A 24,078-nucleotide genomic window follows, 5' to 3' on the forward strand; every position below is an offset into this window, starting at 1 on the left:
TTCAAGCTTATTTTTCATAGTTTAGTGATCTCGCAAATTACACTGATCTTTTAGGAAAATCTTTCCTAAAAGAGGAATTGTTATTTTATGATTTAAAATCCAAAATCAATAGATGTTCACAAAAATTACGAATCTTAAAATAATCTTTGCAAGGTTTCTTAAGATTCTTTGAGAACCCCTTAAAGATCATTTGAGAAAAAATAAATTGGTACAAAATTTAGTGTCAAAATACACAAAACCTGCTGGTAAGCTATAATATGCTGAAAAACGACACCAGTGATACATCACAATTTTAAGCTGTAAGAAACAAATAGAAGAATTAAGTAAGTCAAAATTCAATGGAGCGGGCGATGGGATTCGAACCCACGACCCCAACCTTGGCAAGGTTGTGCTCTACCCCTGAGCTACACCCGCTCATCGATTCGATATATACTGTGCTTGTATGGCTTAGGCTTTTAAGAATTGCAACAAAAAAAATCATATCAGTTTGATTTATTTTGTCTACGTTTCGATACAATGAAATAAAGGTTGCTTTTAAAAGATTCTTCAGTAATAGATTATTCCTTTTTTAATTTTTGCATGGAGAGGGGTGGTATTATGTTGAAGAGAATAAATATATTAGGGATTGTCATTGCAGCTGTTTTTATGATGAACAGTATTGCAACAGCGGATGATCAGGTTAAGCACGTTAAAGTTGCTTTAACACAAATTATGGTTCACCCTGCTGCCGATGCTGTTCGTAAAGGTGTGGAAGATGTTCTTGCAGAAAATGGTTATAAGCAAGGTGAAAATTTTCAGCTAACCTTTTTATCAGCGCAGGGCAATATTTCAACAGCAACACAAATTGCACGTAAATTCGTTGGTGATAAACCCGATGTTATTGTCGCAATTACCACACCTTCAGCGCAAACAATGCTTGCGGCAACAAAAACAATTCCTATCGTTTTTGCTGCAATTTCAGATCCTATTGGAGCTAAAATCGTTTCTTCTTTGACTAAACCTGGTGGTAATGTGACAGGGAGTTCTGATCGTATAGATGTTGCTGAAAGTGTTAAACTTTTGCAAGAAGTAAAACCAGATTTGAAAAAAATTGGTTATCTGTATAATGCTTCTGAGGCAAATTCTGTTTCAACACTTAAGACGTTAAAGGATGTAGCAAAAAAAGCTGGAATTGAAATCATTCCTTCATCGGCCCCAAAGCCTTCCGATGTTCAGGCTGCAACGCGCGCTTTAATTGGTAAGGTCGATGTTATTTTTGTTCCTGCTGATAATACGATTCTGTCTGTTTTAGAGGGTGCAATAAAGGTCACACAGGAAGCAAATATACCTGTATTTACTGTGGATGCTAATACGATAGGACGCGGGCCATTTATGACTCAAGGTGTGAATTTCTATGATGTAGGCGTTGATGCTGGGAAATTGGTTGTGCGTATTCTAAAGGGTGAAAAGCCTGGTGATATTGATGTTGTGCATGCGGCTAATAATGATATTCGAATTGATATGAAAGCAGCAGAAAAAGCAGGAATTGTTATCCCTCAGTCCGTTATTGACCGTGCGACAAAAGTGATTCAATGACTTTTGTCGATAGGATGTTGATACAATAAAAGTGCGTTAAGTTTTCATGGAGTTCATGGAGATTATCTTTACATGAATATATTTGCGTTTTCTGGCGCTGTGGAATTAGGTCTTATTTATGCGTTTGTGGCTATAGGGGTTTATCTCTCATTTCGCGTTTTGGATTTTCCTGATTTAACAGTTGATGGCTCATTTCTTCTCGGGTCCTGTGTCTGTGGTGTTTTGATTCTTTTAGGGTTTAATGCATGGACAGCTATGGCATGTGCTTTTTTTGCAGGTATGGCTGCTGGTCTATTAACAGCTCTGTTGAATTTGCGTTTTGGTATTTTAAACCTTTTAGCTTCTATTTTAACAATGTCCGCACTTTATACGGTTAATCTTCGTATTATGGGTATTATGGGAGGGTCTAATGTTAATTTAGCGCTTGCTGATACAGCTTTAACGCCCTTTTATAATCTGTTTGGTTTGTCTGATATTTTTGTACGTCCTCTTTTCGTTGGTACTGTATTATTGGTTGTGGCATTTTTGATTTGGCGGTTTTTGGAAAGTGAAATTGGTCTGGCTATGCGCGCAATGGGTGCTAATCCACGTATGGCGACAGCGCAAGGTGTTCATACATCAGCATTGATTTATTTTGGTATGGGGCTTTCCAATGCTTGTGTTGCACTTGGTGGTTCTCTTTATATTCAAACTGCGATCGCCACCGATATTACCGGTGGAATTGGGACAATTGTTTTTGGGTTAGCTGCCGTGATTATTGGTGAAACGCTCTTTCGTACACGCAATATTTTTTGGATTATAATCAGCTGTATTGTCGGATCTGTGCTTTATCGTGTGGCGGTGCAATTTGCATTTGAAGCTAATGGCATTGGGATTGATACATCGACAGATCTTCAGTTGATTACTTCACTGTTGGTTGTTTTAACTCTTGTTGTGCCACGCTATTGGAGGAGGCGTAAACGTGATTGAGTTTTGTCATGTTGGGGTTACATTTAAACCGCAAACGCCTTTGGAAAAACAGGCTTTAATTGATATTAACCTCAAAATTGATCAGGGTAGTTTTGTGACCGTGATCGGTTCAAATGGTGCGGGTAAATCAACTTTGCTCAGTGTTTTAGCAGGGGCAACGCTTCCCTCGACAGGAAAAGTGGTTATCAATGGGCAAAATGTTTCTAGGCAATCGGTCAGTGAACGTGCTGGAAAGGTTGCGTGTGTTTTTCAAGATTCATTAATGGGAAGTTGTGGTTCTTTAACAATTGAAGAAAACTTGGCTCTTGCGGCACTTCGGGGAAATCGTCGTAGTTTGCGTTCAGCTTTAAACCATGAAAAAAAGCAATTTTTTCGTGAGAAAATTGCTCAATTAGGTATTGGTCTTGAGGCATATATTCAAAATCCTATGGACAGTTTATCTGGTGGACAACGCCAAGCCGTTTGTCTTGTGATGGCAACGTTAGCGCATGCGGATGTTTTATTACTTGATGAACATACTTCAGCGCTTGATCCTGGAATGGCTGATTTTGTGATGCGATTGACTGAAAAAATCGTTGAAGAGAAAAAATTAACGACTATTATGGTGACCCATTCTATGCGTCAGGCTCTTGATTATGGCGATCGCACATTGATGTTGCATGGTGGAAAAGTGATTTTGGATGTCTGTCATGAAGAACGTCAAGGCTTGGATGTTAATGATTTAATTGGTATGTTTCAGAAAGTTCGTGGGGAAGTTCTTGATGATGATGAACTATTAATGGATTAATAGTGTGGCTCAGAAAAAAGCACATGAGGTTGATCAGTTTCTAACGCGTTTTTCACGTGCTTTTCCTATTGTTCTTATTTATGGATCAGACCGTGGTCTTATTTGTGAGCGTGCACAACGTTTTGCGAAGCTTACAAAGGTCGCAATAGAAGATCCATTTTCAACAATTTGTTTGGATGCTGCTGAAATTGATAAAGAGCCTGCACGTTTGGAAAATGAAGCGCGTACTGTATCTCTTTTTGGAGGAGATCGTTTGATATGGATTTCGAATGCTGCTAACCAAAAAGATTTTCTTACAGCCTTGAAGCTTTTAATTGAGAAACCACCAGAGAAAAGTTTTATTCTCATTGAAGCAGGTGATTTAAAAAAAGGAACAGGGTTGCGCAATGCTGTTGAAACGGCCTCAAGTGCAATGGCTTTGCCTTGTTTTGCCGATGATATGCGTTCTCTTGACGGTTTGATTGATGAAGTTTTAGCGCAGTTTAAGAAGACTCTTTCTTTGGATGCACGCAGATGGTTGCATGAAAGTTTAGGAGCCGATCGTCTTGTATCACGAGGTGAATTAGAGAAGCTTTGTCTTTACGCTGAAGATGTTCATATTACTCTTGAGGATGTGAAAGCTGTTGTAAGTGATGTTAGTGCTCTTTCTCAAGATGAAGTCATCGATGCTCTTTTGTTAGGCGATATATCAAGCTTTGAAGCGCATTTTAATCGACATGCAGCAGGGCATGGAACGCTTTTTTTTATTTTGAGTACAGCACAAAGGCATTTTCAGCAATTACAGCTGTTGCGTTATCAGGTAGAGGTTGAAGGAAAATCACCTTTCGCGGTGGTTTCTCAGGCACGGCCTCCTATTTTTTTTCAACGGAAAAAGACTGTTGAACAAGCTTTAAAATATTGGAAGTTAGAACAGATTTCTTACGCAATGGAAAGAATTGAGAGTGCTGTTTTAGACAGTCGTAAAAATCCGCTTTTGGGTGAAGCTATCATTCGTCAAGTTTTGTTAGGGCTTACAATTGTTGCACGACGTCAGATGGCAGCTTAACATTTTAAAAAATGTGATGACTTTTTATTTTGAGGATGACACAAAGGTATCTTCAGTAATTGCAGCTGTTGTGTTATCTGGTAAAAATTGAAGGAAAATCACCTTTTGCGTTTGTTTCTTAAGCACCTCCTCCCATTTTTTAATGAAAAAAAATAATTGAACAAGCTTTAAAATATTGGAAATGAGAACAGATTTCTTATGCAATGGAAAAAATTGAGAGTACTGTTTTAGAAAGATTTTAAAATACAGTTTTACGTGAAGCTTTTATTCTTTGGGTTTTGTTGAGATTTACAATTGTTGTATGATGTCTGGTGGCTAAAATAGAGTATTCTATTTAGGAGGGTGGTTTTAGAATTTTATACTGTTGCTGTAAAATACTCCCATTGAATATGTGGTGATAGAAGGCTTGTGTGTTTTCCTGATATATTAGGTATTTTTAAAATACGTGCTAAATATTAAGAGAAATATTTTTTCATGCGTCATATCTATTTCACGATGGGGTTTATGAATGCTATAACGGTGAAGTTCCTTGTGCAAGAATATAAAATTCAATTGAGCATTATCGTTTTTATGCTTAACAAAAGTACAATCTAGCACTTGCTACGTATTTTGCTTGCTTTTAATGTTGCGATAACTCTTGGCATGAGAGAATGTGAAGCTTTTTATTTATTCTTTTAAGTGTTTTTATCCATAGGCTATTCCTCTTGTGAGGGGCAAAAGATATAATTTTGATTAATTGAATAGAAGAAGGCTGAAAATGAAATAAGCCTGAGATATTTAAGAGATTTTTTCACTATATAAATAATGTAATTATGCTTATGAATCAATGCATTATATGTTAGCAAGCAATGAAGTGGGGATTTTTTTAAGCTTGGTGTTACATTTTGCATTACGTATTTTTTTGCGTTTTCTAGGTAACATGATCTGTTGTTCGTTTGAACAAGTGATGATGAGTAAATTGCGTTATTCTTTATTCCTTAGTTGTAGTTTTTTAATGTTTTGTGCATAACTCTTTGAAAAAACAGACAAGGAAATTATGGTTTTTACAATTGTCTTTTTTGCCATTTGCAAAGAATCTTTAAAGGTGAAAGATGTCCCATATTCAATTTGAAAAAATAGCACTCATAGGGATCGGTTTGATTGGATCTTCTTTAGCAAGAGTGATTAAAAAGAAAAATCTTTCAGCTCAGATTTCTATTGCCACACGTCGTCAAGAAACACTGGAAAGAGCGCGCGAATTGGAACTTGGGGATTCTTATACAACGGATAATGCAAAGGCTGTTGAAGGTGCTGATCTGGTTATTATTTCCGTTCCTGTTGGAGCGAGTGCAGAGGTCGCAAAAACTATTCATAATCATTTAAAGCTAGGGGCGATTGTGAGTGATGTTGGTTCTACAAAAGAATTGGTTATCACAGAAATGGCGCCTTTGTTGCCAAAAACGGTTCATTTTATTCCAGGACATCCTATTGCTGGAACAGAATATTCGGGTCCAGATGCTGGTTTTGCTGATTTATTTATGAATCGCTGGTGTATTTTAACACCTTTTGCAGACAGTGATGCGGCGGCTGTAGCACGATTGACAGCGTTTTGGGAAGCTTGTGGGGCGCGTGTCGAAAAGATGGGGCCTAAGCATCATGATCTTGTGTTGGCAATTGTTTCGCATTTGCCACATTTGATTGCGTATAATACCGTTGGGACAGCGAGTGATTTAGAAAAAGTAACAAACTCCGAAGTGATTGCTTATTCCGCTTCTGGTTTTCGTGATTTTACGCGTTTGGCATCTTCTGATCCCGTTATGTGGCGGGATATTTGTATGCATAATAAAGAGGCTATTTTAGAAATGTTGGGGCGCTTTAGTGAAGGACTTGCTTTTTTAGAACAAGCAATTCGTGTAGGGGACGGTGAAACACTGTTTAATTTTTTTACCCGTACGCGTGCTGTGCGTCGTAATATTATTGATGCAGGGCAGGAAATTGATGCCCCTGATTTTGGGCGGCATAGCGTTTCTAAAGAGGGAATGTAAAATAAGAGATTTTTGAATTTTGTGTTGTTATTTTGCTTAATTTTTATCATGCTTTTTGGTCGTAATATCTGTTTTTTTGACTGTTCGTTGTGATGAAGATACAGTTTAAGAGTCTTTAGGCTGATAAAGAGGCGCTTACCTTTCTCCCCTATCCTGGGCTCTCAAAAGGTTTTTGCATTCTGATAAGCGACGTTTGTTGTTTTGGTGAAAAAAACCGTATAAAGGAGAGCGAAGTTCATAAGGATAGGCTCCCAGTTCAGTTTGTTTTATGATATTGTTTTGCTCATAAAACGTGTTCTTTTGTTGTTTCTTGCGCGTCAACATTTAAATTTCACACAATGGTATATTTGAAATAAATATTAAGATGATTGAGTGTATTTGTTTTTTTAGCTTTTGTATGCCAGTTTGGGGCTGGAGTATGCTATCTGTTTGATTTATCTTTTAACGTGGGAAAATAATTTCATTTGAGAACGATATATAACAAGTAAAGGTAGAAACTCATTTTTATTTATTCCCTTTTAATTTAAGCTTTTTAGCGTGAAAAAGCGTGTAGGAAAATATCTTTTCTCCAGATTTTATTTTTGTTGCGTTTTTTTATGGAGGGCGGCTCTTAATATGAAATACAACGCTTCAAACAGAAGATATTTTATTGGTAAAATTTTTTGGCTTATTCTTTTCAGTTTTGGGATAGCGTGAGACTTGACCGCATGGATTATTGCCCTTTATATTAAAAAATGTTTGTTTTTAAGGTCTTGATGGTTTTTAGAAAGTGTGAGATAACTGAAAAAGGATGTTACCAGAAAGTATTGAGGTTTGTTAAAAAATATCTTTTGGTGGAGCTATCGTATTTTTGGTGATGCAATAAGTCATTACTGGCGTGATAATGGAAGTGCTTTTGCAAGTCATGTTGCGCTATCGGGGCTTTTAGCATTTTTTCCTTTCTTTATTTTTGGAACATCTTTTGCTCGTTTTCTCGGGGCTTTTACCTATACACCACAAAAAATTAAAGCATTGGTGCAGTTATTGCCTGATGTTATTGCAGAGCCTTTATCTCAGGAAATTGTCAAGGTTTTAACTCTTCATAAAGGAGGTGTGTTGACGCTTTCTGTTATTGGAGCGGCTTATTTTGCTTCTAATGGAATAGAGGCCTTGCGTACGGCTTTAAATAAAGCTTACCGAGTGGCCGACCGACGGAGTTTGTTGTTTTGTCGTTTTCAAAGTTTGTTTTTTGTGATCCTTGGAGCTTTTGGTCTTGTTGTGATGAGCTTTTTATTAATTTTATCACCTTTGCTGATCAAAATTATGCAAAATCATTCTTTTTTAATGACTGAATATATTGGGATTATTCGTTTATGGCGTTATACAATTGCAGTCATTGTTTTGTTTATCAGTCTTTTGATTGTTCATAAATGGCTTCCAGCAGGAAAGCGGAAATTTATAGATATTTTACCAGGAATTGTGGTGACAATGTTTGTATGGTTTGTGGCTTCTCTTGCTTTTGCGCAATATTTAACGATGTTTGATTATATTTCAACCTATGCGGGGTTAGCATCTATTATGGTTGCCATAATTTTTCTTTACATATTAAGCGCAATTTTTATTTTGGGGGGTGAAATAAATGCTGCAATAATGTTTTATCGCAATTATTGGCAATCTCCTCGATGAATGAAAAAAACTGTCGATCGTATGAAAGCCAAAAGATGGGGCAAGGAATAAAACCTGCCATTACTTTGTTGGTTGATGCAGATGCTTGTCCTGTAAAAGCTGAAATTTATCGTGTGATGAATCGCTATCAGCTTAAAACATTTATGGTTGCAAACCGTTTTCTTTCTCTTCCCCATGAAGAACTCATTGAAAGAATTATTGTTTCTGATGGACTTGATAGGGCTGATGATTGGATTGTAGAACATGTGCATGAGGCGAGTATTGTGATAACCAGTGATATCCCTTTAGCAGCACGGGTTGTAAAGTCTGGGGGATGTTGTCTTTCGCCAACGGGGCGTATTTTTGATGCAAATTCAATCGGTCAAGCCTTAGTTATGCGCAATTTGATGGAAAATTTGCGAGAGCAGGGGCATGTGACAGGAGGACCACGTCCTTTTTGTGGTAAAGATCGTTCTGCTTTTTTGTCAGCATTAGATGTCATTATACAACGTTTAAAAAGACGCGGTTATTAGGGTTAGGTTATTGTTCTTCTTTCATGACAGCTTTTATGAGTGCTTTTGCATCATCATTAGCCCATGGCGCTGCCCCATTATAAGACGCAATGAGAGAACCATTTTTATCAATGAGAAATGTAATAGGAAGTCCTAAAGCAAGTCCCTGCTTTCTCATATCGTTGAAGATATTCATGGTTTCATCACGATAGTAGACTAAATTATCCGCATGAATATCTTGCAAAAATTGCTGAATTTTTTCAGGAGAAGCGGCTTTATCGATATTAATCGCTATGACATCGAAATTTTCTCCACCTAATTCACGTTTTAATTGCGCCAGTTCGGGCATTTCGGTGCGACAAGGAACGCACCAGATAGCCCATAGATTGATGAGTATCGGTTTTCCAGTAAAATCAGCCAGTGTGTGATCTTTTCCTTGAATATCCTTAAAAGAAAGATTTTTCATATCTAAAGGCTTATCAATAAATCGCATGTGAGCAAAAAAGCCTGTTGCGGCTTTTTGAATTGCTATCATTTTTTTGTCTTGCATTTTTTCGGTATTTTCTTTTGAAAGTGAGTTGGCAAAAGAAGACGCATTCTTGTCATGATGACTTTTTATTGCGTATAAACTAACACCAACTAAGATGATGGCAACAAAAAAGGATACTATGAAGATTTTCCGCTTTTTGTTTTTCTCATTTTGGCTATTAACACTTTGAGGAATCATGATTTTTATCCTTTTTATGGGTGTTCTTTTAAATATGACAGATGAGAGGGTAAAGAACCAAATGTGAGGGGACAGTTTATCGCAGGATTTACTGCAGTGATGGAAGAAATTAACGCGTCAATTGATGTTGATAAAAAACTCTATCGGCAAGATATTGAAGGTTCGCTCTCTCATGCTGCGATGTTAGCGCAAACACGGGTCATTTTACAGTCTTATTTATAAAAGTTTAAAAATTATTTTACAAGAAATTGAGGTACATTTGTTTTTTTACAAAGGCTTAAAGATATTTCATATGAATATTGAAACACGGCTCTATGCGTTGATTGGTCCGGTTGCTGGGTATGTGCATACGGCACGTTCACGCAATGATCAAGCGGCTGTTGATTTGCGGTTGTAGGTGCGTGAGGCATTGCAGAAAATAGCACAAGCTATAAAGGAGTTGATAAAGCAATTGCTTACTCTTGCAGAGCGATACATCAATATCTTTATGCTAGGCTTTACGTATTTACAATTGGCTCAATTCGTCACATTGGGGCATTATAGGATGGCTTATGTTGAAATATTTGGTTGCGATTTATCGCGGATGTATGATGCCATTGAGCGGATGAATGAATCGCCTTTGAGGTTACCGTTTTGGCAGGAACAAGTTTTCTGATTGATCACTTTATGGACAGAAAAAGCTCTTAATTTTTAGCACCCTATACGCAATTTATTTACGCGCAATTCAATTGGCAGTGTTTCTGATCGTGACTTTGTATTAGAATTTTTTTAAGTGCTGGCGCTTTTTGTGATGTGTTTTTCGCGTTTAGCAGAAGAAATAATTCTTTGGTCAAGTAAACCGTTTCGTTTTATTCATTTGTCAGATGCCTTTTTAACGGAGTCGTCAATTATGCCACAAAAGAGAAATCCTGATACGGCGGAGTGAGTACGGGCGAAAGCAGGTTGATTGAATGGAGCGCTTATGGGATTATTAACGGTGATAAAAGGATTACCGCTTGCTTATTCAAAGGATATACAAGAAGATGAAGAATATGTATTTAATGGGGCTTTGAGTTTGGAATTATCATTAGTAGCAATGACAGGGATAATTGCTGATTTGGAAGTAAATGAAGGAGCTATGCAATAAGTAGTGGATTGCGGGGATGCAATAACTTCAGCTTTTGCTGATTGACTTATCCGCGAATGAGGGGTTTCTTTTCGTGAAGCATATCACATGACAGGGCAAGTTGTGGCATTGACAGAAAGGGTGGCATTAGCAGAAAGGAAAAATGTCGCCTTTAAGATTTATCATTCGATGAACTTCAGGTGATTTGTTCTGATATCAATCCGATACTTTTGATGTTTTGACTGTTGAAAAATCTGTTAAAAGTTGCAAAAGCTTTAGAAGAACAACACCTTCAGAGGTGCTTTTGCAAATTGCATATTAGAAAAAGCATCTTATGAGCGCTTGAGTAATTGTATTTTAAAGGTAAAAAGAGATCGAGATAAGGAACGAGGACAGATGAAAATTATAGTGAAGGGGTTAATGATTGTCCTTTTTTTGGGCTTTTGTGTCGCTGGGTGTGGACGTAAAGGGTCATTAGAGATGCCTCCTCTTACAAGCGTGGAAAAGCCTGTGCAGGGAACATCTGTTGCTAAAAGTGAAGATGATAAACCTTTTATTCTTGATCGTTTGATAAAGTAGGAGGAGAATGTGGATTTTTTCTCTTACCATCAAGGTATCCTTCATGCTGAAGGGTGTTCGCTTTCTGCTCTTGCGCAAGAGGTGGGGACACCTTTTTATTGTTATTCGGCTAATGCATTGGTTACACATTTTAAGGACTATCAAAAGGCATTTCAAGGGATGCCCAGTCTGATTGCTTATGCGGTTAAAGCCAATTCTAATCAAGCCATTTTACGTCTTTTAGCGGCAAATGGAGCGGGAGCTGATGTGGTTTCAGAAGGTGAATTACGGCGCGCTCTTGCTGTTGGTATTCCGGCGCATCGTATTGTTTATTCTGGTGTTGGTAAAACCGTAAGAGAGATAGATTTTGCTCTTTCTCAGGATATTTATTGTTTTAATGTTGAATCAGAACCAGAACTTGAACAGTTATCGCAACGGGCTGTTGCGCTGTCAAAGACAGCACGTGTTTCATTGCGTATTAATCCAGATGTTGATGCAAAGACTCATAAGAAAATTACAACAGGAAAATCTGAAAATAAATTTGGTATTCCATTATTGTTGGCAAGAGAAGCTTACAAAAAGGCTGTCTCTTTACCTGGATTGCAAGTTTGCGGTATTGATATGCATATTGGCAGTCAAATTTGTGATTTAAAACCGTTTGAAGAGGCATTCCTTCTCATTGCAGAGTGTGTGCGTCAATTGTGGAGCGATGGTTATGCAATAACGCATATAGATATTGGCGGTGGGCTTGGTATTGCCTATGGGGGTGAACAACATACTATCCCTTCTCCTTTTGATTATGCCGCGCTGGTGAAGAAGCATATTGCTCCTTTAGGGATTAATATTGTTGTGGAGCCTGGGCGCAGCATTGTGGGGCAAGCGGGTGTGTTGGTAACCTCTGTTCTCTACTTAAAAAAGGGACAAGGGCGGAATTTTGTTATCGTGGATGCGGCAATGAATGATTTGATGCGTCCAACGCTTTATGATGCTTGGCAAAATGTCGTCCTTGTGAAGCAAGCAGAAAAAGATGCTCCTCTTATTCGTGCAGATATTGTGGGTTCCGTTTGTGAGACTGGTGATTATTTAGCATTAGATCGCTGTTTGCCAATTTTAGCAGCCGATGATCTTTTGGCCATTACGCAAGCTGGGGCTTATGGTGCTGTGATGGCGAGTACTTATAATAGTCGACTTTTGATTCCTGAAGTTCTCGTTCAAGATACGCGTTATGCGGTTATTCGTCCGCGTCTTGATTATGCGCAATTGATGGCATGTGATCATATTCCCGATTGGATTGAGCATTCTTAAGTATTTTTGGTCTTATTTTTACTAAACTTTGATGAAACAATTTATTTTCTGGAAATTGTCTTGTATGGCTTTTATGATCTTAATACACCACGGTAAAAGGGGAAAAATGCTTGTTTATGAAAAATAAAAACATCAAGAGTTTTGCAGTAAAGCTTTTGTGTGTGCGCATTTTGATGTGGGGAATCCTTTCGTTTGAACGGATATGGGTACGGTTGTTGCCATTTTTCCTCATTCTTAGTCTCCTTTGTTCGTTTAGCTGGTTGGGACTCTTTAACGTTTTAGGGTATTGGTCCCATTTGATCTTACTTGGCATTCTCCTTGTTTGTGCGGGGGCGAGTTTATTTTTTCTTATTGGTTTTCGATTTCCCACAATGCGGGACATCAATGACCATCTTGAGCGTATCAATAATCTTAGACACCAGCCTTTGAATATTCAGACAGATCATATTTGTTCTGAAAGTGCTGAAGATTTTAGTACGGTTATTTGGCGTGAACATCAACGTCGAATGGCAAAACAATTACATCATTTAAAAATCAGATTTATCTCTCTGAATGTTGCGGATTATGATCCTTTAGCTTTGAGGGCTTTGTGTGTTCTTCTTTTTGTGTGTGCCTTTAGTTTTTCTTTTGGTTCGCGAGGGGGACGTTTGGCTGATGCCTTTGATTTTCGTCCTGTTGTTGATGAAAAGTTCATGCGGGTTGATGCTTGGATAACGCCACCTGCTTATACCGGTGTGGCACCGATTTATTTGACTAAAGATGAGAAGACACAACTGGAAATTCCTGAAGGGAGCAATGTGGTTGTGCGTGTTGTCAATGGGGCTGGTGTTAAAGTTAAAGCAAAGTTTGCAGAAAATGGGAGGGAAGTTTCTTTTTCAGAAAAAACGGAACAAATAGCTTTAAATGATCCAATTGTTCGTTTTGAAACCCATGTAGAGAATTCAATGGATTTGTTTGTTTCGTCACGTCGTAAAAAACAGCAATGGCATTTGCAGATGATTAAGGATGCCTTTCCGACAATTGAATGGCAAGAAAAACCAGGGCGTATTTTAACGGGGTCGTTAGAGTTGCAGTATATGTTGGATGATGATTATGGTGTGACAAAGGCCTATGTTGAAATAGAACCTCTTTTTCAAAATAAAAACGTTCCTTCTCTTTATAAGGCACCGGAAATAGAGCTTCTTCTTCCACGGGGTGGAAAGGGAAAAATGCGGACCGTGTATGATGTTTCAGCGCATCCATGGGCGGGATCGCAAGTCAAAATTACTTTGGTAGCAGAAGATGGTGCGGGGCAGAAAGGGCGTAGTAAAACTTTTGTTATGACATTACCACAGCGTGTTTTTTCAAATCCTGTTGCGCGTGCTGTAGGTGAGTTGCGTCGTTTACTTGCTCTTGATGCTTCTGCAAAAGAGCGTGTATTGGATATGCTTTCTGCTTTGTTGGTGCGCCCAGAAAAGGGATTGCAAAATGCGACGCATGTTCTTGTTCTACAAAGTGCATGGACAAGGCTTTCTTTAGCAGAAACAGAAGAGGATTTGCGCGGTGTGGTGGATTATTTATGGCAGATTGCTGTGGGGATTGAAGGCAATCAGCTTGAATCTGCGCAAAAAAAATTAAAACAAGCACAAGCCGCTTTACGGGATGCACTGCGATATGGTGCTCCAGCGGCAGAAATCGAACGGCTTATGGCAGATTTACGGCAAGCTATGGATGACTATATTCAAGCTTTGGCTGAAAAAGCACCAGATAGTCAAGTTTCTAAAAATTCTAAAAGCTCAAAAAGCCCTCATCTTTCTGAAGGGACATTACAAGAAAAACTCGATCTCATTGAGGAAATGGCAAAAACGGGTTCTTCTTTAGCTGCTGAACAGCTCTTGTCGGAAGTTGAACAAACATTGGATCATTTGCGTGTGCAAAAAGGCAATAAAAATGAGGGAGAAAAAAGCCAATCTGCACAAATGAAAGAAAAGCTGGACCAACTTGGAGATTTAATGCGTCGTCAGCAAGAAATTCTCAATGAAACACATCAGTTGGAGATGCAACAAAAACGCGGAGAAAATGTACCAGAAAAACAAAAAGAATCTTTAAAAAAACGTCAGGCTGAACTGCAGTCTGAATTATCAACATTAGAAAAGGAATTATCAGAACAGGGATTTGAAACGGGTGATTCATTGAAAAAAGCAGAAGAAAAAATGAATTCTGCAAAGGATGATCTTGATCAGGAAAATCATCAGGCATCTATACAAAATCAGTCTGATGCTTTGGAATCTTTACGGCAAGGTGCGCAAAGTGTTTTGAAAAAAATGCGTGAAACACTCAAAGAAACAGGAGATGATCAAAATGCTGATTCTGGCCCGAAAGATCCGTTAGGACGTCCACTTTCTTCAAAAACAGATGAAGGACAAAAAGGTGAGGCACTCCCACAAGAAAGTGATCAAATGCGTACGCGACAAATTTTAGATGAAATTCGCAAACGTTTGGGCAAGGAGCATATTCCAAAAGAAGAAAAAAACTATCTTGAAAGATTGCTTCATTTTAATTAACCAATGATAGGCTTTTTTCTTAATTGATATCAGAAATAGCGTATGAGAAACCTTTATGGAGTTTACGTTCCAAAGAAAATGATTACAGCGCTTTTAACGCAACAACATCCTATTCTAAGCTTTTTTAATCATTTAAGTTTAAAATGTGAAATATTAAAATGTTCGCTATTGCGGAGAAAGAGCAAAAGTCCATATAGGTTTAGTATATGAAAACCTGTAATATTTGAAGTTTTTTCTACATGGTATGTTGAGTTGGATATTGTCACACTGAAAGATTTTTATGCTTCTGCACTTGGACTGCGTGTGCAAAAGACGCTGTGTAACCAATTGAATTTGTGGTGGCCCGATCTTACGGATAAGTGCGTTATGGGGTTGGGTTATGCACTGCCTTATCTTTCTGCATTGCGTGAACGTACTCAACAATGTTTTGCTTTTATGCCAGCAGCACAAGGTGCTTCATCTTGGCCTTGTGATGATAAAGTTGCTACAACGCTTGTCTTTGAAGAAGATTTGCCGCTTCCTGATGCGTCAATTGATTGTATTTTATTGGTCCATGCATTAGAATACACAGAAAATTCATTTGAAACATTGAATGAAATATGGCGTGTTTTAACCCCCAATGGCCACTTGATCGTTATTGTTCCTAATCGTTCTGGATTTTGGGCGCGCAATACGACAACACCTTTTGGTTATGGCGAACCCTATAGTCGGCAACAGATTACTCGTTTGTTTGAAAAAACAAATTTTGTTTCTGGGCCAATACAAGAAATTGTTCATTATACACCTTCTGCAGGGTATATTTCACGTGTGTTTTCATTTTTTTATGAACCATTTGCACGCCATCTCTTGCCTTATTTTGGTGGGCTTCTAATATGTCAGGCGCAAAAACGTGTTTATCAAGGCTTGTTGGTACAGCGTCGTCAGTCGCGGCGTATTTTTATTCCTGCTTTATCACCGCAGGCAAGAAATATTTTAATTTATAAAAATCATTAATCATTTTGCTCTTGGTATCAGAACCACCCATGGGGGAGCATTCTCTTCCTTCAAATTTTGTCATTCACAAAATGTTCGTTTGAATATTTTGTGAATGGAATTGGCATATGAATAAAAAATCTAAAATATTAATATATCGAACTATCTTTAATGAATAGTAATAACACCTTTAAGCGAGAAAAAATGCTGCTATCTTCGTAAGTGTAAAAATAAGAGAGCCAAAAAATCTTGCAATAATATGTTGGGTTTCTGGACTGTATTGTGAAATGGGCTCGGTAGAACGATGATATATTTCTTTAAAGGAAAGATATTTTTTTCAATGTTTTTCTAGTACTCTATAATAATAAATTAAAATGTTTTATAAAAATAGCTGCTTTATCTCTATAGGTGAAGGTTTTAAAGCGCTTTGGATAAATAGAGGTTGCTTAATTTTCATTTATGAGAAGGTTATTTTTAAAAATATCTTATGTCCTTTAAATAGATTTTTTTAGATAAGATATTGATTTATAAATATAGCATGGGGTTATTCAATTTGAATGAGGGCCTTGAATATTATAAGATTTTCTCATTTAAAATCCTTAGATATTGAATCAATAAAAATAATTTTTTGCACGTCACAAGTAGGTGGTTCATGTGGATAAAAATGATACAAGAAAAGACAGGCCTCTTATGAATGATCTCAAATGTCAAAGGTGGCTGCAACATTGAAAGCAGACTCAAATATGTAATGATGTTAGCTTGCTCTTTTATTAGATGTATTGCTCAATAAGGGGAAAGAGATTGGTGTTCAATCGCTTTATCGTTAGGATAAACAACCGAGCATTATATCATTTAATTCTACGATCTCTTAAGGAAAAGAACAGTAAGGAACGAGGGGAAAACGATCAAAAATATCTCTCAATTGAGGCTCGTGAATGTGTGATAAAGTCGTGCGTAGAGCAGTGTTAAAAAAAACATCATAAACATCAATATATTATAAGTTATTTTACAGCATTTTTTTAATTGTATGTGAGTTTTTTCATCTCGTTTGTGTTTTAATGTGAAGGATAATTGAGAATATTCCTCTTTTAAAGACGGTCAATATCGAATTAGAGGTTTAAACGGTAACCATTTTGATCTGTCATGAGAATTTGCGCGTTAGAGGGATCTTTTTCGATTTTTTGTCGCAAACGATAGATATGGGTTTCTAAAGTATGGGTGATAATGTTTTCATTATACCCCCAAACTTGTTCTAACAATGTTTCACGGCTGACAATTTTATCATTGGCATAATAAAGACATTTGAGGATCGCTGTTTCCTTTTCTGTAAGATGAATTTTATTGTTATTCTGATCAAGCAGGAGTCTTTTTCTTAGTTTAAAAGTATAGGGACCAATATGAAAGGTTGCATCTTCATTTTGTTCATATTGGCGCAACTGCGCTCGAATTCGCGCTAATAACACCGCAAAGCGAAAGGGTTTTGTCACATAATCATTGGCACCTGTTTTAAGATCTAAAATGGTATCACAGTCTGTATCATCATTGGTTATCATGATAATGGGGGCACGAAATTCTTGGGTGCGTAATTTTTTAACGGCTTTGCGACCATCAAGATCAGGAAGTTCAACTCCCAAAATGACAAGATCAATATTTTCTTCTTGGATTATTTTCATTCCTGCTTCAGCTGTTTTTGCTTGGAAAACTTCAAACTCTTGATGCATTTGCAATTGTTCTACCAAAATGGGACGTAGATCATCATCTTCAACGATTAAAAGAGTATAGTTGTTCATATTTTTCCTTATAGGCATGTCAATGTACTGATTGATAAAGAGTAGTTTCATGAAAAATGGTTTGTCATGCAAGAACAATTAAAAGAGAAAAGTTAAAAATAAAGAGTTTTTAAAAAATGAACTTTTATGATGTCTATGGTTGCTTGCCAAAAAGACGATGTATCTTTCATGCACAGAATATTTATACATTGATTGGAAGCATTATATGCTGGAACATGGTTTTCCATGAGGCACTACCCTCTTTACGCTTATAAAGCAACACATCGGCGTCATCATATATTTGGGGCTGCTCTAAAATTTTGCTATATCTTGGATATTTAAGATTCTTCATAAGAGCTATGCTCTTTTTTTCATTGTTTTTTATCCATATCCACGCAAGCTTTTTTTGTTTTTAACGTGCAAAAGACATGATTTTGATTATTTCAACAATAGGTTTGAAATAAGAAAATCCTAAGGAATGAGAGAGCTCTCATCCAATATACAAAACAATGAATATTCTTTATAAATCAATATGATGCGTTTTTTAAGGGTGAAGAGGATTAACCTAGTACAGATGCACTATTTTAAAAAAATTTCACAGTCATTTCTATTGTTTTTTCGTTACATTGGATTTGTATGAGAAGCGGTTGATGTCGTGCTCATGGTGTTGTCCATTATAATTGTTGAGTAAGCCTTATCTTGAGCTACGCTGAAAAGATGATGCATCATAAAGAGAATGTTTGTGCAATGTGGGGAAGCTATATTGAGAAAGAGTGCAGAATAAAAAATAACAAGGACGAGTACCATATTCAGGCATTTGACAGAAAAATTCATAGAAATATGAGAACTTATATAAATATGTTGTACTTGTCCTTCTGCGCTATGAAGCATTTTTTCATATGAGACGATGAATAAAAATTATTATTTAAGGATTAAAGTATTTCCTTTTTAAGGTTTCCCATTAAACACACCTCTTTCCATTCATCTTCTGTCACGGGTTGTACTGATAAACGGCTGGCATTGACCAGTACCATACTTGCTAGTTTGGGATTGGCTTTAATTTGTTTTAATGAAACAGGTGTTGGCATGTCACAAAGTGCACGAATATTCACACATTCCCAGCGTGGATCAGAGGTCGTAGAATCAGGATGTGCCTCAGCACATATTTCTACAATGCCTACAATTTCTAATCCTTTATTTGAGTGATAAAAAAAACCTTTATCGCCATATTTCATGGCGCGCATATTATTACGGGCTTGATAATTGCGGACACCATCCCATTGTTCGCCATCAGCTCCTTTTTTCTTTTGCATCTCCCATGACCATTTATGGGGTTCAGATTTAAAAAGCCAATAAGCCATGTGTTCACCTTTTTCATAGACTGTTATGCATTCATCATGTCCATTTTTATAAGCATCTTGGTAACATCATCAATGATGATTTTAAAATAGCGTAAAAAAACGGGTCTTATCTGTTTTTTGTTTCCAAATAATTTGTAATAGAGGCATATGCTCCATTAATGATATTGATAAAGATACTTTGCTTATCTTTTAGCAGAAAAATATATCAATGTATAAAAAATAGATTTAAAAGTGCTCAGCCATGTAGAGGCTTAATCGTTTTTTTCTATGGTTTGAAATGCAGTTACTAGAGGCGCATTGCGTTTAAAAAATTAAGAAAATTTCTTCTAAAATGCTTTAAAATTATAATAACAATAAAATAAACGGAATGGTCAAAGATGAACATGTCAAAGAATGGCTTCATATGATGCTTCGGTGGGGAAGGATGTGTCTCATGATGTTGTAAAATCATAAAATATTATCATTTGAAGGGGATAATATAAGGTAGTTTTCTTGAAAAATTAAGTGTTTTTAGACTATCTGGTGCAGATTTAAGCTTTTATATCAAAGGTTTAAGTGTGTCCTCTGAAATGAGAAGCAAGTGGAATCGTTTTCAGATAGGAAATTGACTCAAAACCATCTGGATTGTTTATAGACCGCATTGAGTAAAAATCTTCATTTTTTGAAATGTGAGGGAAAGCAGTTTTTTTATGCTTTTGTTCCACGGCGCCCTGTCCCGATTAAGGGGGAGGCTTTTTCATCTAATGGCCAGCGTGAGCGGGGAGCAATGTCAAGAGGGCTTGTTTCTCCACGCGCAAGCTTTTGTGCACCGGCAAAAGCAATCATGGCAGCATTATCCGTACACAAGGAAAGAGGAGGTGCTATAAATTCAAAACCATGTTGATGAGCAAGTTCTTGCAATGTAGAGCGAATGGCTTGGTTTGCGGCAACGCCGCCTGCGACAACTAAGGCAGGAGAATGCTTTTCTTGATCAAGAAAGAGAGGATACTGGTTGGTAAAGTGTTGTAGGGCCAAATGAACACGATCTCGTACTGTATCGGTCACGGCGGCTTGAAAACTTGCTGCAATATCAGCAACATCATTTTCAGTAAGGGGAGCTATGGCGGTTGCGGCTTGTCGAACAGCCGTTTTGAGGCCAGAAAAAGAAAAATCTAACCGTTTTTCACCTTTTAAAGGTCGTGGAAGAGGGATACGATTTTTATCACCCAATAAAGCTGCTTTTTCAAGCGCTGGTCCACCAGGGTAAGGAAGTCCTAAAAGTTTTGCAGTTTTATCAAAAGCTTCTCCTAATGCATCATCAATGGTAGTTCCTAAACGCTGATAGCTTCCTACTCCATGAACAAGGATTGTTTGTGTATGCCCCCCCGAAACTAAAAGTAATAAATAAGGAAACTTGACATTGTGCGTTAACACAGCTGTTAAAGCATGTCCCTCTAAGTGATTTACGGCAATAAATGGTTTTCCAGTGGCAAGAGAAAGTGCTTTTGCGCTCATAACACCGACCAATAGTCCTCCAATTAAACCAGGTCCACTGGTGGCTGCAATGCCATCAATATCTTTTAATTTTGTGTTTGCTTGTGTGAGGGCTTGCAGAATTAAATGATCCAGAATTTCAACATGGGCACGAGCGGCAATTTCAGGAACAACACCGCCGTAAGGTGCGTGGTGATCAATTTGACTCCAAACAATATTGGAAAGAATTCGGCTGTGTGATTCATTGTCGTATTCAACGACAGCAGCGGCAGTTTCATCACAACTTGTTTCTATTCCCAAAAGACGCATTTTAAGCAAAACCTTATTTTGAAGCTTCTTTGTTTGCGTGCCTACCATGAACAGAAAAAGATGCAAACTATTTCTCTTAATAATTGATTTTTTTATGAGAGAATACATTTATTTGGTCGTTTCTTTGAACTTTATGGTATTTATGGCATTGTTGATTAAAAACTGAAATTGTATTTTTGAGTATAAAATGCAGATTTATTTTTAAAAACTTGTCTATTAAAGTTTATCGTTGTAAATATTCTTGGAAAAAATGCGGGGTAAAAAATTTATATAAAGTTATATTCTCTATAAAAAGAATGTAAAGCAAACGAAGATATTTGAGAAAAGCTTCATTTTTAAAACTTTTTTCATTTTATTATTTTATCATTAAAAAAAGTGTGCACAGAAAAGTGACAGAGATGGTCGATTCTTCAAAACCAAAAGTTAAATCACATTATGCTGGTACGCGCCGTAAGAAGCCCGTTATTGAACATGAAGCTCTTTCCCATGATAAAGAGGAAAAAATACAAAACTCTGCAGAATCCCATGAACGAGAAAAACAGACTATGCAGGGTCAGGATAAAAGTACCTCTAGTACGGCTTGGCATTTGTTGCTCCCTTCAGGGATTTTAGGGGGGCTTATTGCTTTGGGAATTTTTGTGGGGCTTCAATGGGCGGGTTTGTTTCTTCCTCCTTTTGTAGAAAATCCTGTTGGAGGGGAAAAAGTTTTGCAGATTGCTAAAGCCGCAAAAAGTAAGAGCGAGGAAACACAGGAACAATTGGGGCGTGTACTTCAAGAAATCGATGCGTTAAAAACAGAGTTCTCTTCTGTGAAAAATTCTGCTGGAGGGGAAAGAGTTTTGCAAACTGCGGAAGCTGCCAAAAGTCAAGGAGAGGAAACACGGGAACAATTAGAGCATGTGCTTCAAGAAATCGATACCTTGAAAACAGCGTTTTCCTCTTTGTCATCACAGCAGTTTAAAACAATAAAAAATGATGAATTATCGCAAGAAGAAAGTAGAAAAGCTTTTGCGGTTTTAGAGGAAAAAGTAACAGCTCTTGAAGAGGCTGTACAAACTTTTGTTGGGGAGTCAAAAGAGATAGAAACGGCTTTGTCTGTTGGGCAGAATAATGCAAATGATCTTGCTTCGTTAAAAGAACAATTGGAAGCATTACGGCAAGAAATTGCTGTTAAAAATAGTGAGAAAAAAGAAGTTAATACGGCACTTTTTACAGCAATTAGTTCATTAAAAAATGCTGTAGAGCGAGGTGGATCTTATAACAATGAATTAAAGTTGTTAGAGCAATTATCACCTTCAATTGATGGGCTTGATGTGTTGCAAAAAACAGCAACTATCGGTCTTCCAAGTTCAGCACAGCTTTCAGCTGATTTTGCTCATGTTGCTGATGCAATTGTTGGTACGCAAAATAGTGTTGCATCAGATGCTGGTTTTTTTGATCGAATTTTAGCGTGGGGAAAAGGGCTTGTTGTCTCGCGACCGATTGGAAATGTTGAAGGGATGACGCTTGGGGCTATTGCAGCGCGTATGGAAGTTGCTATCCAAGCGGGTGATTACGAAAAGGCTTTGAGTGAATGGCAATCATTACCCCAAAGTGCAAAAGATGTTTCAAAGGATTTTGTTCAGCAGCTTGAAAGACATATTGCTGTTCAACAGTTGCTGCAGCAATTGCTGTTGTCTGTGCAACAAGGGTCTTTTAAGGCAACAAAGATGTAAATAGGCTCCAGATGATACGTGTTTTTATTTATACCTTTGTTGTTTGTATCCTTGGATTAGCTTTTGGGTGGGTTGCTAATCATAATGGTGTTTTTGTCCTTACATTTTTGCATTTCAGATTTTCTGCTTCATTGCTTACAGTGGTCAGTGTTCTTATTTTGCTTTTTGTTACGCTGGTGCTTTTATGGTGGTTATTGTCTTTCTTTTTCTCCATACCAAGTGCGCTTTCCAATTATTTTTATAAACGTCATAGAAAGCGCGGTTATGAAGCTCTCTCAAAGGGGATTCTGGCAGCTTTTTCTGGTGATGGTATGGTTGCGCAAAAAATGGAAGCACGGGTTGCTAAATATCTTGCAGGAAAACAAGAGCCATTGGTAAAACTCTTAAAAGCACAAACCTTATCATTACAAAATAACTCTGTTCGCGCCATCAGTCTTTATGAAGAGATGAGAAAAGAAGATCCAACAAAACTGGTTGGTCTTTACGGTTTGTTTCGTGAAGCGATGAAGAATAAAGCTTATGAAGCAGCGCAACAATATGCCGAAGAGGCGCTGACTTTATCGCCAGCACTTTTATGGGCGCATCAGGCCGTACTGGATCGGTTGGGTGCTGAAGGTAAATGGGATAGGGCACTGACTGTTTTTGAAAAAGCGCAAAAAGCGCTTCCGCGTTCTGTTCGTTCGACTCCAGAACAGCAGCATATGCAGGTTCTCCTGCTCAGTGGGCAAGCACTTCATCTGTTTGATACGCATCCTGCACGAGCACGTGAAGCCATTTTGAAAGCTCATAAATTGGCGCCTGACTTTATTCCAATAACAATCATAGCTGCTGATATTCTTTATAAATTAAATGAAACCCGTAAAGCGGATAAAATGATTATAGCGGCTTGGCAAAAGGAGCCGCATCCTGATTTGGGGACGCTTTATCTTGAAAGAGAAGAAGGTGCTATTGGACGATTGAGAAGAGCTAAGACACTTGCTTCTTATAATAAAGATGTCTTTGAGTCGGCTTTCCTTATTGCTAAAGCTGCTTTGGATGCTGGTGAAACGGCATTAGCAAGAGAACAGGCACAAAAAGCATTGCAGTATCATCCACGGGAAAGTGTGTATTTATTATTGGCAGATATTGAAGAGGCCCAGGGAAACAATCAAGTTGCTGTGCGTCAATGGCTTTCTTTAGCACTTCGTGCTGAACGTGATCCCGTATGGATGTGTGAGGGATCCATTTTTTCTTCTTGGGCAGCTGTTTCTCCAATCAGTGGCCGTTTGGGCTGTTTTGAATGGAAGGCGCCACCTTTCGTACCTCCTCTTACATTAGAGGCAGCCAATATTATGCCAAACAGCCAAGATAAAGAGGATGTTGTGAAAAAAAGTGAGGGGGTTGAGGATAAAAAGCTTGAACAATTATCTTCTATAGACGATTCTCTTTTGCAAAATATGCAGGTAGAAAGACGAGATATAAAAGAACAAGATATCAAAACAGTTAACCAAACTCATTTAAATGTTGATGATCCAGGGGTTAAAACAGAAGAAGAAGGAATGTCTTTATCGAGGAAAAAATTTCGTTTATTTTAAATTGTATCAATAGGATAATTTGAGTATTCTCTCATAAGAAAAAATGGATGTAGAAAAAGATTATCGTGATTTTTTTGTAGTGAAATTATTCTCTTATGTTTAAAAAATGAA

At 37.5% G+C, this 24,078-nt stretch carries 17 protein-coding genes, 1 tRNA gene and 1 pseudogene; 14 read left to right on the forward strand and 5 right to left on the reverse strand.

Going from position 1 to position 24,078, the window contains the following annotated elements; all coding sequences use genetic code 11:
* Positions 1-339: 339 nt before the first annotated feature.
* Positions 340-414 (reverse strand) — tRNA-Gly (locus AC6ER8_RS00600).
* Between the two features lie 183 nt (positions 415-597).
* Between AC6ER8_RS00600 and AC6ER8_RS00605 the strand changes: the two genes are divergently transcribed.
* The 7 genes from AC6ER8_RS00605 to AC6ER8_RS00635 all read left to right on the forward strand — a co-directional run bounded on the left by AC6ER8_RS00605 (position 598) and on the right by AC6ER8_RS00635 (position 8,577).
* Positions 598-1,575 carry an ABC transporter substrate-binding protein gene (locus AC6ER8_RS00605; protein WP_497078472.1) on the forward strand — a complete coding sequence of 326 codons (978 nt, stop codon included), beginning with the start codon at positions 598-600 and terminating at the stop codon, positions 1,573-1,575.
* 72 nt (positions 1,576-1,647) lie between these two features.
* Positions 1,648-2,544: an ABC transporter permease gene (locus AC6ER8_RS00610; RefSeq protein ID WP_497078474.1), complete on the forward strand. Its 897-nt coding sequence runs from the start codon at positions 1,648-1,650 to the stop codon at positions 2,542-2,544.
* Positions 2,537-3,331, forward strand: coding sequence for an ABC transporter ATP-binding protein (locus tag AC6ER8_RS00615; protein ID WP_497078476.1), 795 nt, complete (start codon positions 2,537-2,539; stop codon positions 3,329-3,331). Before AC6ER8_RS00610 ends, AC6ER8_RS00615 begins: the two co-directional genes overlap by 8 nt.
* A gap of 4 nt (positions 3,332-3,335) precedes the next feature.
* Entirely contained in the window at positions 3,336-4,376 is a 1,041-nt protein-coding gene (holA, locus tag AC6ER8_RS00620; protein ID WP_497078478.1) for a DNA polymerase III subunit delta, read from the forward strand.
* A 1,091-nt stretch (positions 4,377-5,467) separates the two neighbouring features.
* Positions 5,468-6,400: a prephenate/arogenate dehydrogenase family protein gene (locus tag AC6ER8_RS00625; protein WP_497078480.1), complete on the forward strand. Its 933-nt coding sequence runs from the start codon at positions 5,468-5,470 to the stop codon at positions 6,398-6,400.
* A gap of 813 nt (positions 6,401-7,213) precedes the next feature.
* A complete protein-coding gene (locus AC6ER8_RS00630) occupies positions 7,214-8,065 on the forward strand; it encodes a YihY/virulence factor BrkB family protein (RefSeq protein ID WP_497078482.1) in 852 nt (283 codons plus the stop codon).
* A gap of 35 nt (positions 8,066-8,100) precedes the next feature.
* Entirely contained in the window at positions 8,101-8,577 is a 477-nt protein-coding gene (locus AC6ER8_RS00635; protein WP_497079691.1) for a YaiI/YqxD family protein, read from the forward strand.
* Positions 8,578-8,584: 7 nt separating this feature from the next.
* On the opposite strand, the gene AC6ER8_RS00640 is transcribed toward AC6ER8_RS00635, so the two are convergent.
* A complete protein-coding gene (locus AC6ER8_RS00640; RefSeq protein ID WP_497078484.1) occupies positions 8,585-9,283 on the reverse strand; it encodes a TlpA family protein disulfide reductase in 699 nt (232 codons plus the stop codon).
* A 34-nt stretch (positions 9,284-9,317) separates the two neighbouring features.
* Between AC6ER8_RS00640 and argH the strand changes: the two are divergent.
* From argH to AC6ER8_RS00665, 5 genes and pseudogenes are all read left to right on the forward strand, one after another.
* Positions 9,318-10,710, forward strand: a pseudogene (gene argH / locus AC6ER8_RS00645) (argininosuccinate lyase).
* A 74-nt stretch (positions 10,711-10,784) separates the two neighbouring features.
* Positions 10,785-10,967, forward strand: coding sequence for an LPS translocon maturation chaperone LptM (gene lptM / locus AC6ER8_RS00650; protein WP_497078486.1), 183 nt, complete (start codon positions 10,785-10,787; stop codon positions 10,965-10,967).
* A gap of 9 nt (positions 10,968-10,976) precedes the next feature.
* Positions 10,977-12,251: a diaminopimelate decarboxylase gene (lysA, locus tag AC6ER8_RS00655; protein ID WP_497078488.1), complete on the forward strand. Its 1,275-nt coding sequence runs from the start codon at positions 10,977-10,979 to the stop codon at positions 12,249-12,251.
* Between the two features lie 116 nt (positions 12,252-12,367).
* Positions 12,368-14,794 carry a TIGR02302 family protein gene (locus tag AC6ER8_RS00660; protein WP_497078490.1) on the forward strand — a complete coding sequence of 809 codons (2,427 nt, stop codon included), beginning with the start codon at positions 12,368-12,370 and terminating at the stop codon, positions 14,792-14,794.
* Between the two features lie 252 nt (positions 14,795-15,046).
* A complete protein-coding gene (locus AC6ER8_RS00665) occupies positions 15,047-15,787 on the forward strand; it encodes a class I SAM-dependent methyltransferase (RefSeq protein ID WP_497078492.1) in 741 nt (246 codons plus the stop codon).
* A 1,088-nt stretch (positions 15,788-16,875) separates the two neighbouring features.
* Here AC6ER8_RS00665 and AC6ER8_RS00670 read toward each other — a convergent pair.
* The 3 genes from AC6ER8_RS00670 to tsaD form a co-directional block, all read right to left on the reverse strand.
* Complete coding sequence (locus AC6ER8_RS00670; RefSeq protein ID WP_497078494.1) at positions 16,876-17,556, reverse strand: response regulator transcription factor; 681 nt, start codon at positions 17,554-17,556, stop codon at positions 16,876-16,878.
* 911 nt (positions 17,557-18,467) lie between these two features.
* On the reverse strand, positions 18,468-18,896 hold the full coding sequence (locus tag AC6ER8_RS00675; RefSeq protein ID WP_497078496.1) for an EVE domain-containing protein: 429 nt from the start codon (positions 18,894-18,896) through the stop codon (positions 18,468-18,470).
* Positions 18,897-19,583: 687 nt separating this feature from the next.
* Positions 19,584-20,678, reverse strand: coding sequence for a tRNA (adenosine(37)-N6)-threonylcarbamoyltransferase complex transferase subunit TsaD (tsaD, locus tag AC6ER8_RS00680; protein WP_497079693.1), 1,095 nt, complete (start codon positions 20,676-20,678; stop codon positions 19,584-19,586).
* A gap of 398 nt (positions 20,679-21,076) precedes the next feature.
* On the opposite strand from tsaD, the gene AC6ER8_RS00685 reads away from it, so the two are divergent.
* Together AC6ER8_RS00685 and AC6ER8_RS00690 are read left to right on the forward strand one after the other, a co-directional pair.
* Positions 21,077-22,393 (forward strand): COG4223 family protein, encoded by a 1,317-nt coding sequence (locus tag AC6ER8_RS00685; protein WP_497078498.1) that lies wholly within the window; start codon positions 21,077-21,079, stop codon positions 22,391-22,393.
* Between the two features lie 11 nt (positions 22,394-22,404).
* On the forward strand, positions 22,405-23,967 hold the full coding sequence (locus tag AC6ER8_RS00690) for a heme biosynthesis protein HemY (protein ID WP_497078500.1): 1,563 nt from the start codon (positions 22,405-22,407) through the stop codon (positions 23,965-23,967).
* The last annotated feature ends 111 nt before the right edge of the window (positions 23,968-24,078 follow it).

This window comes from Bartonella sp. SL320 (assembly GCF_059687635.1).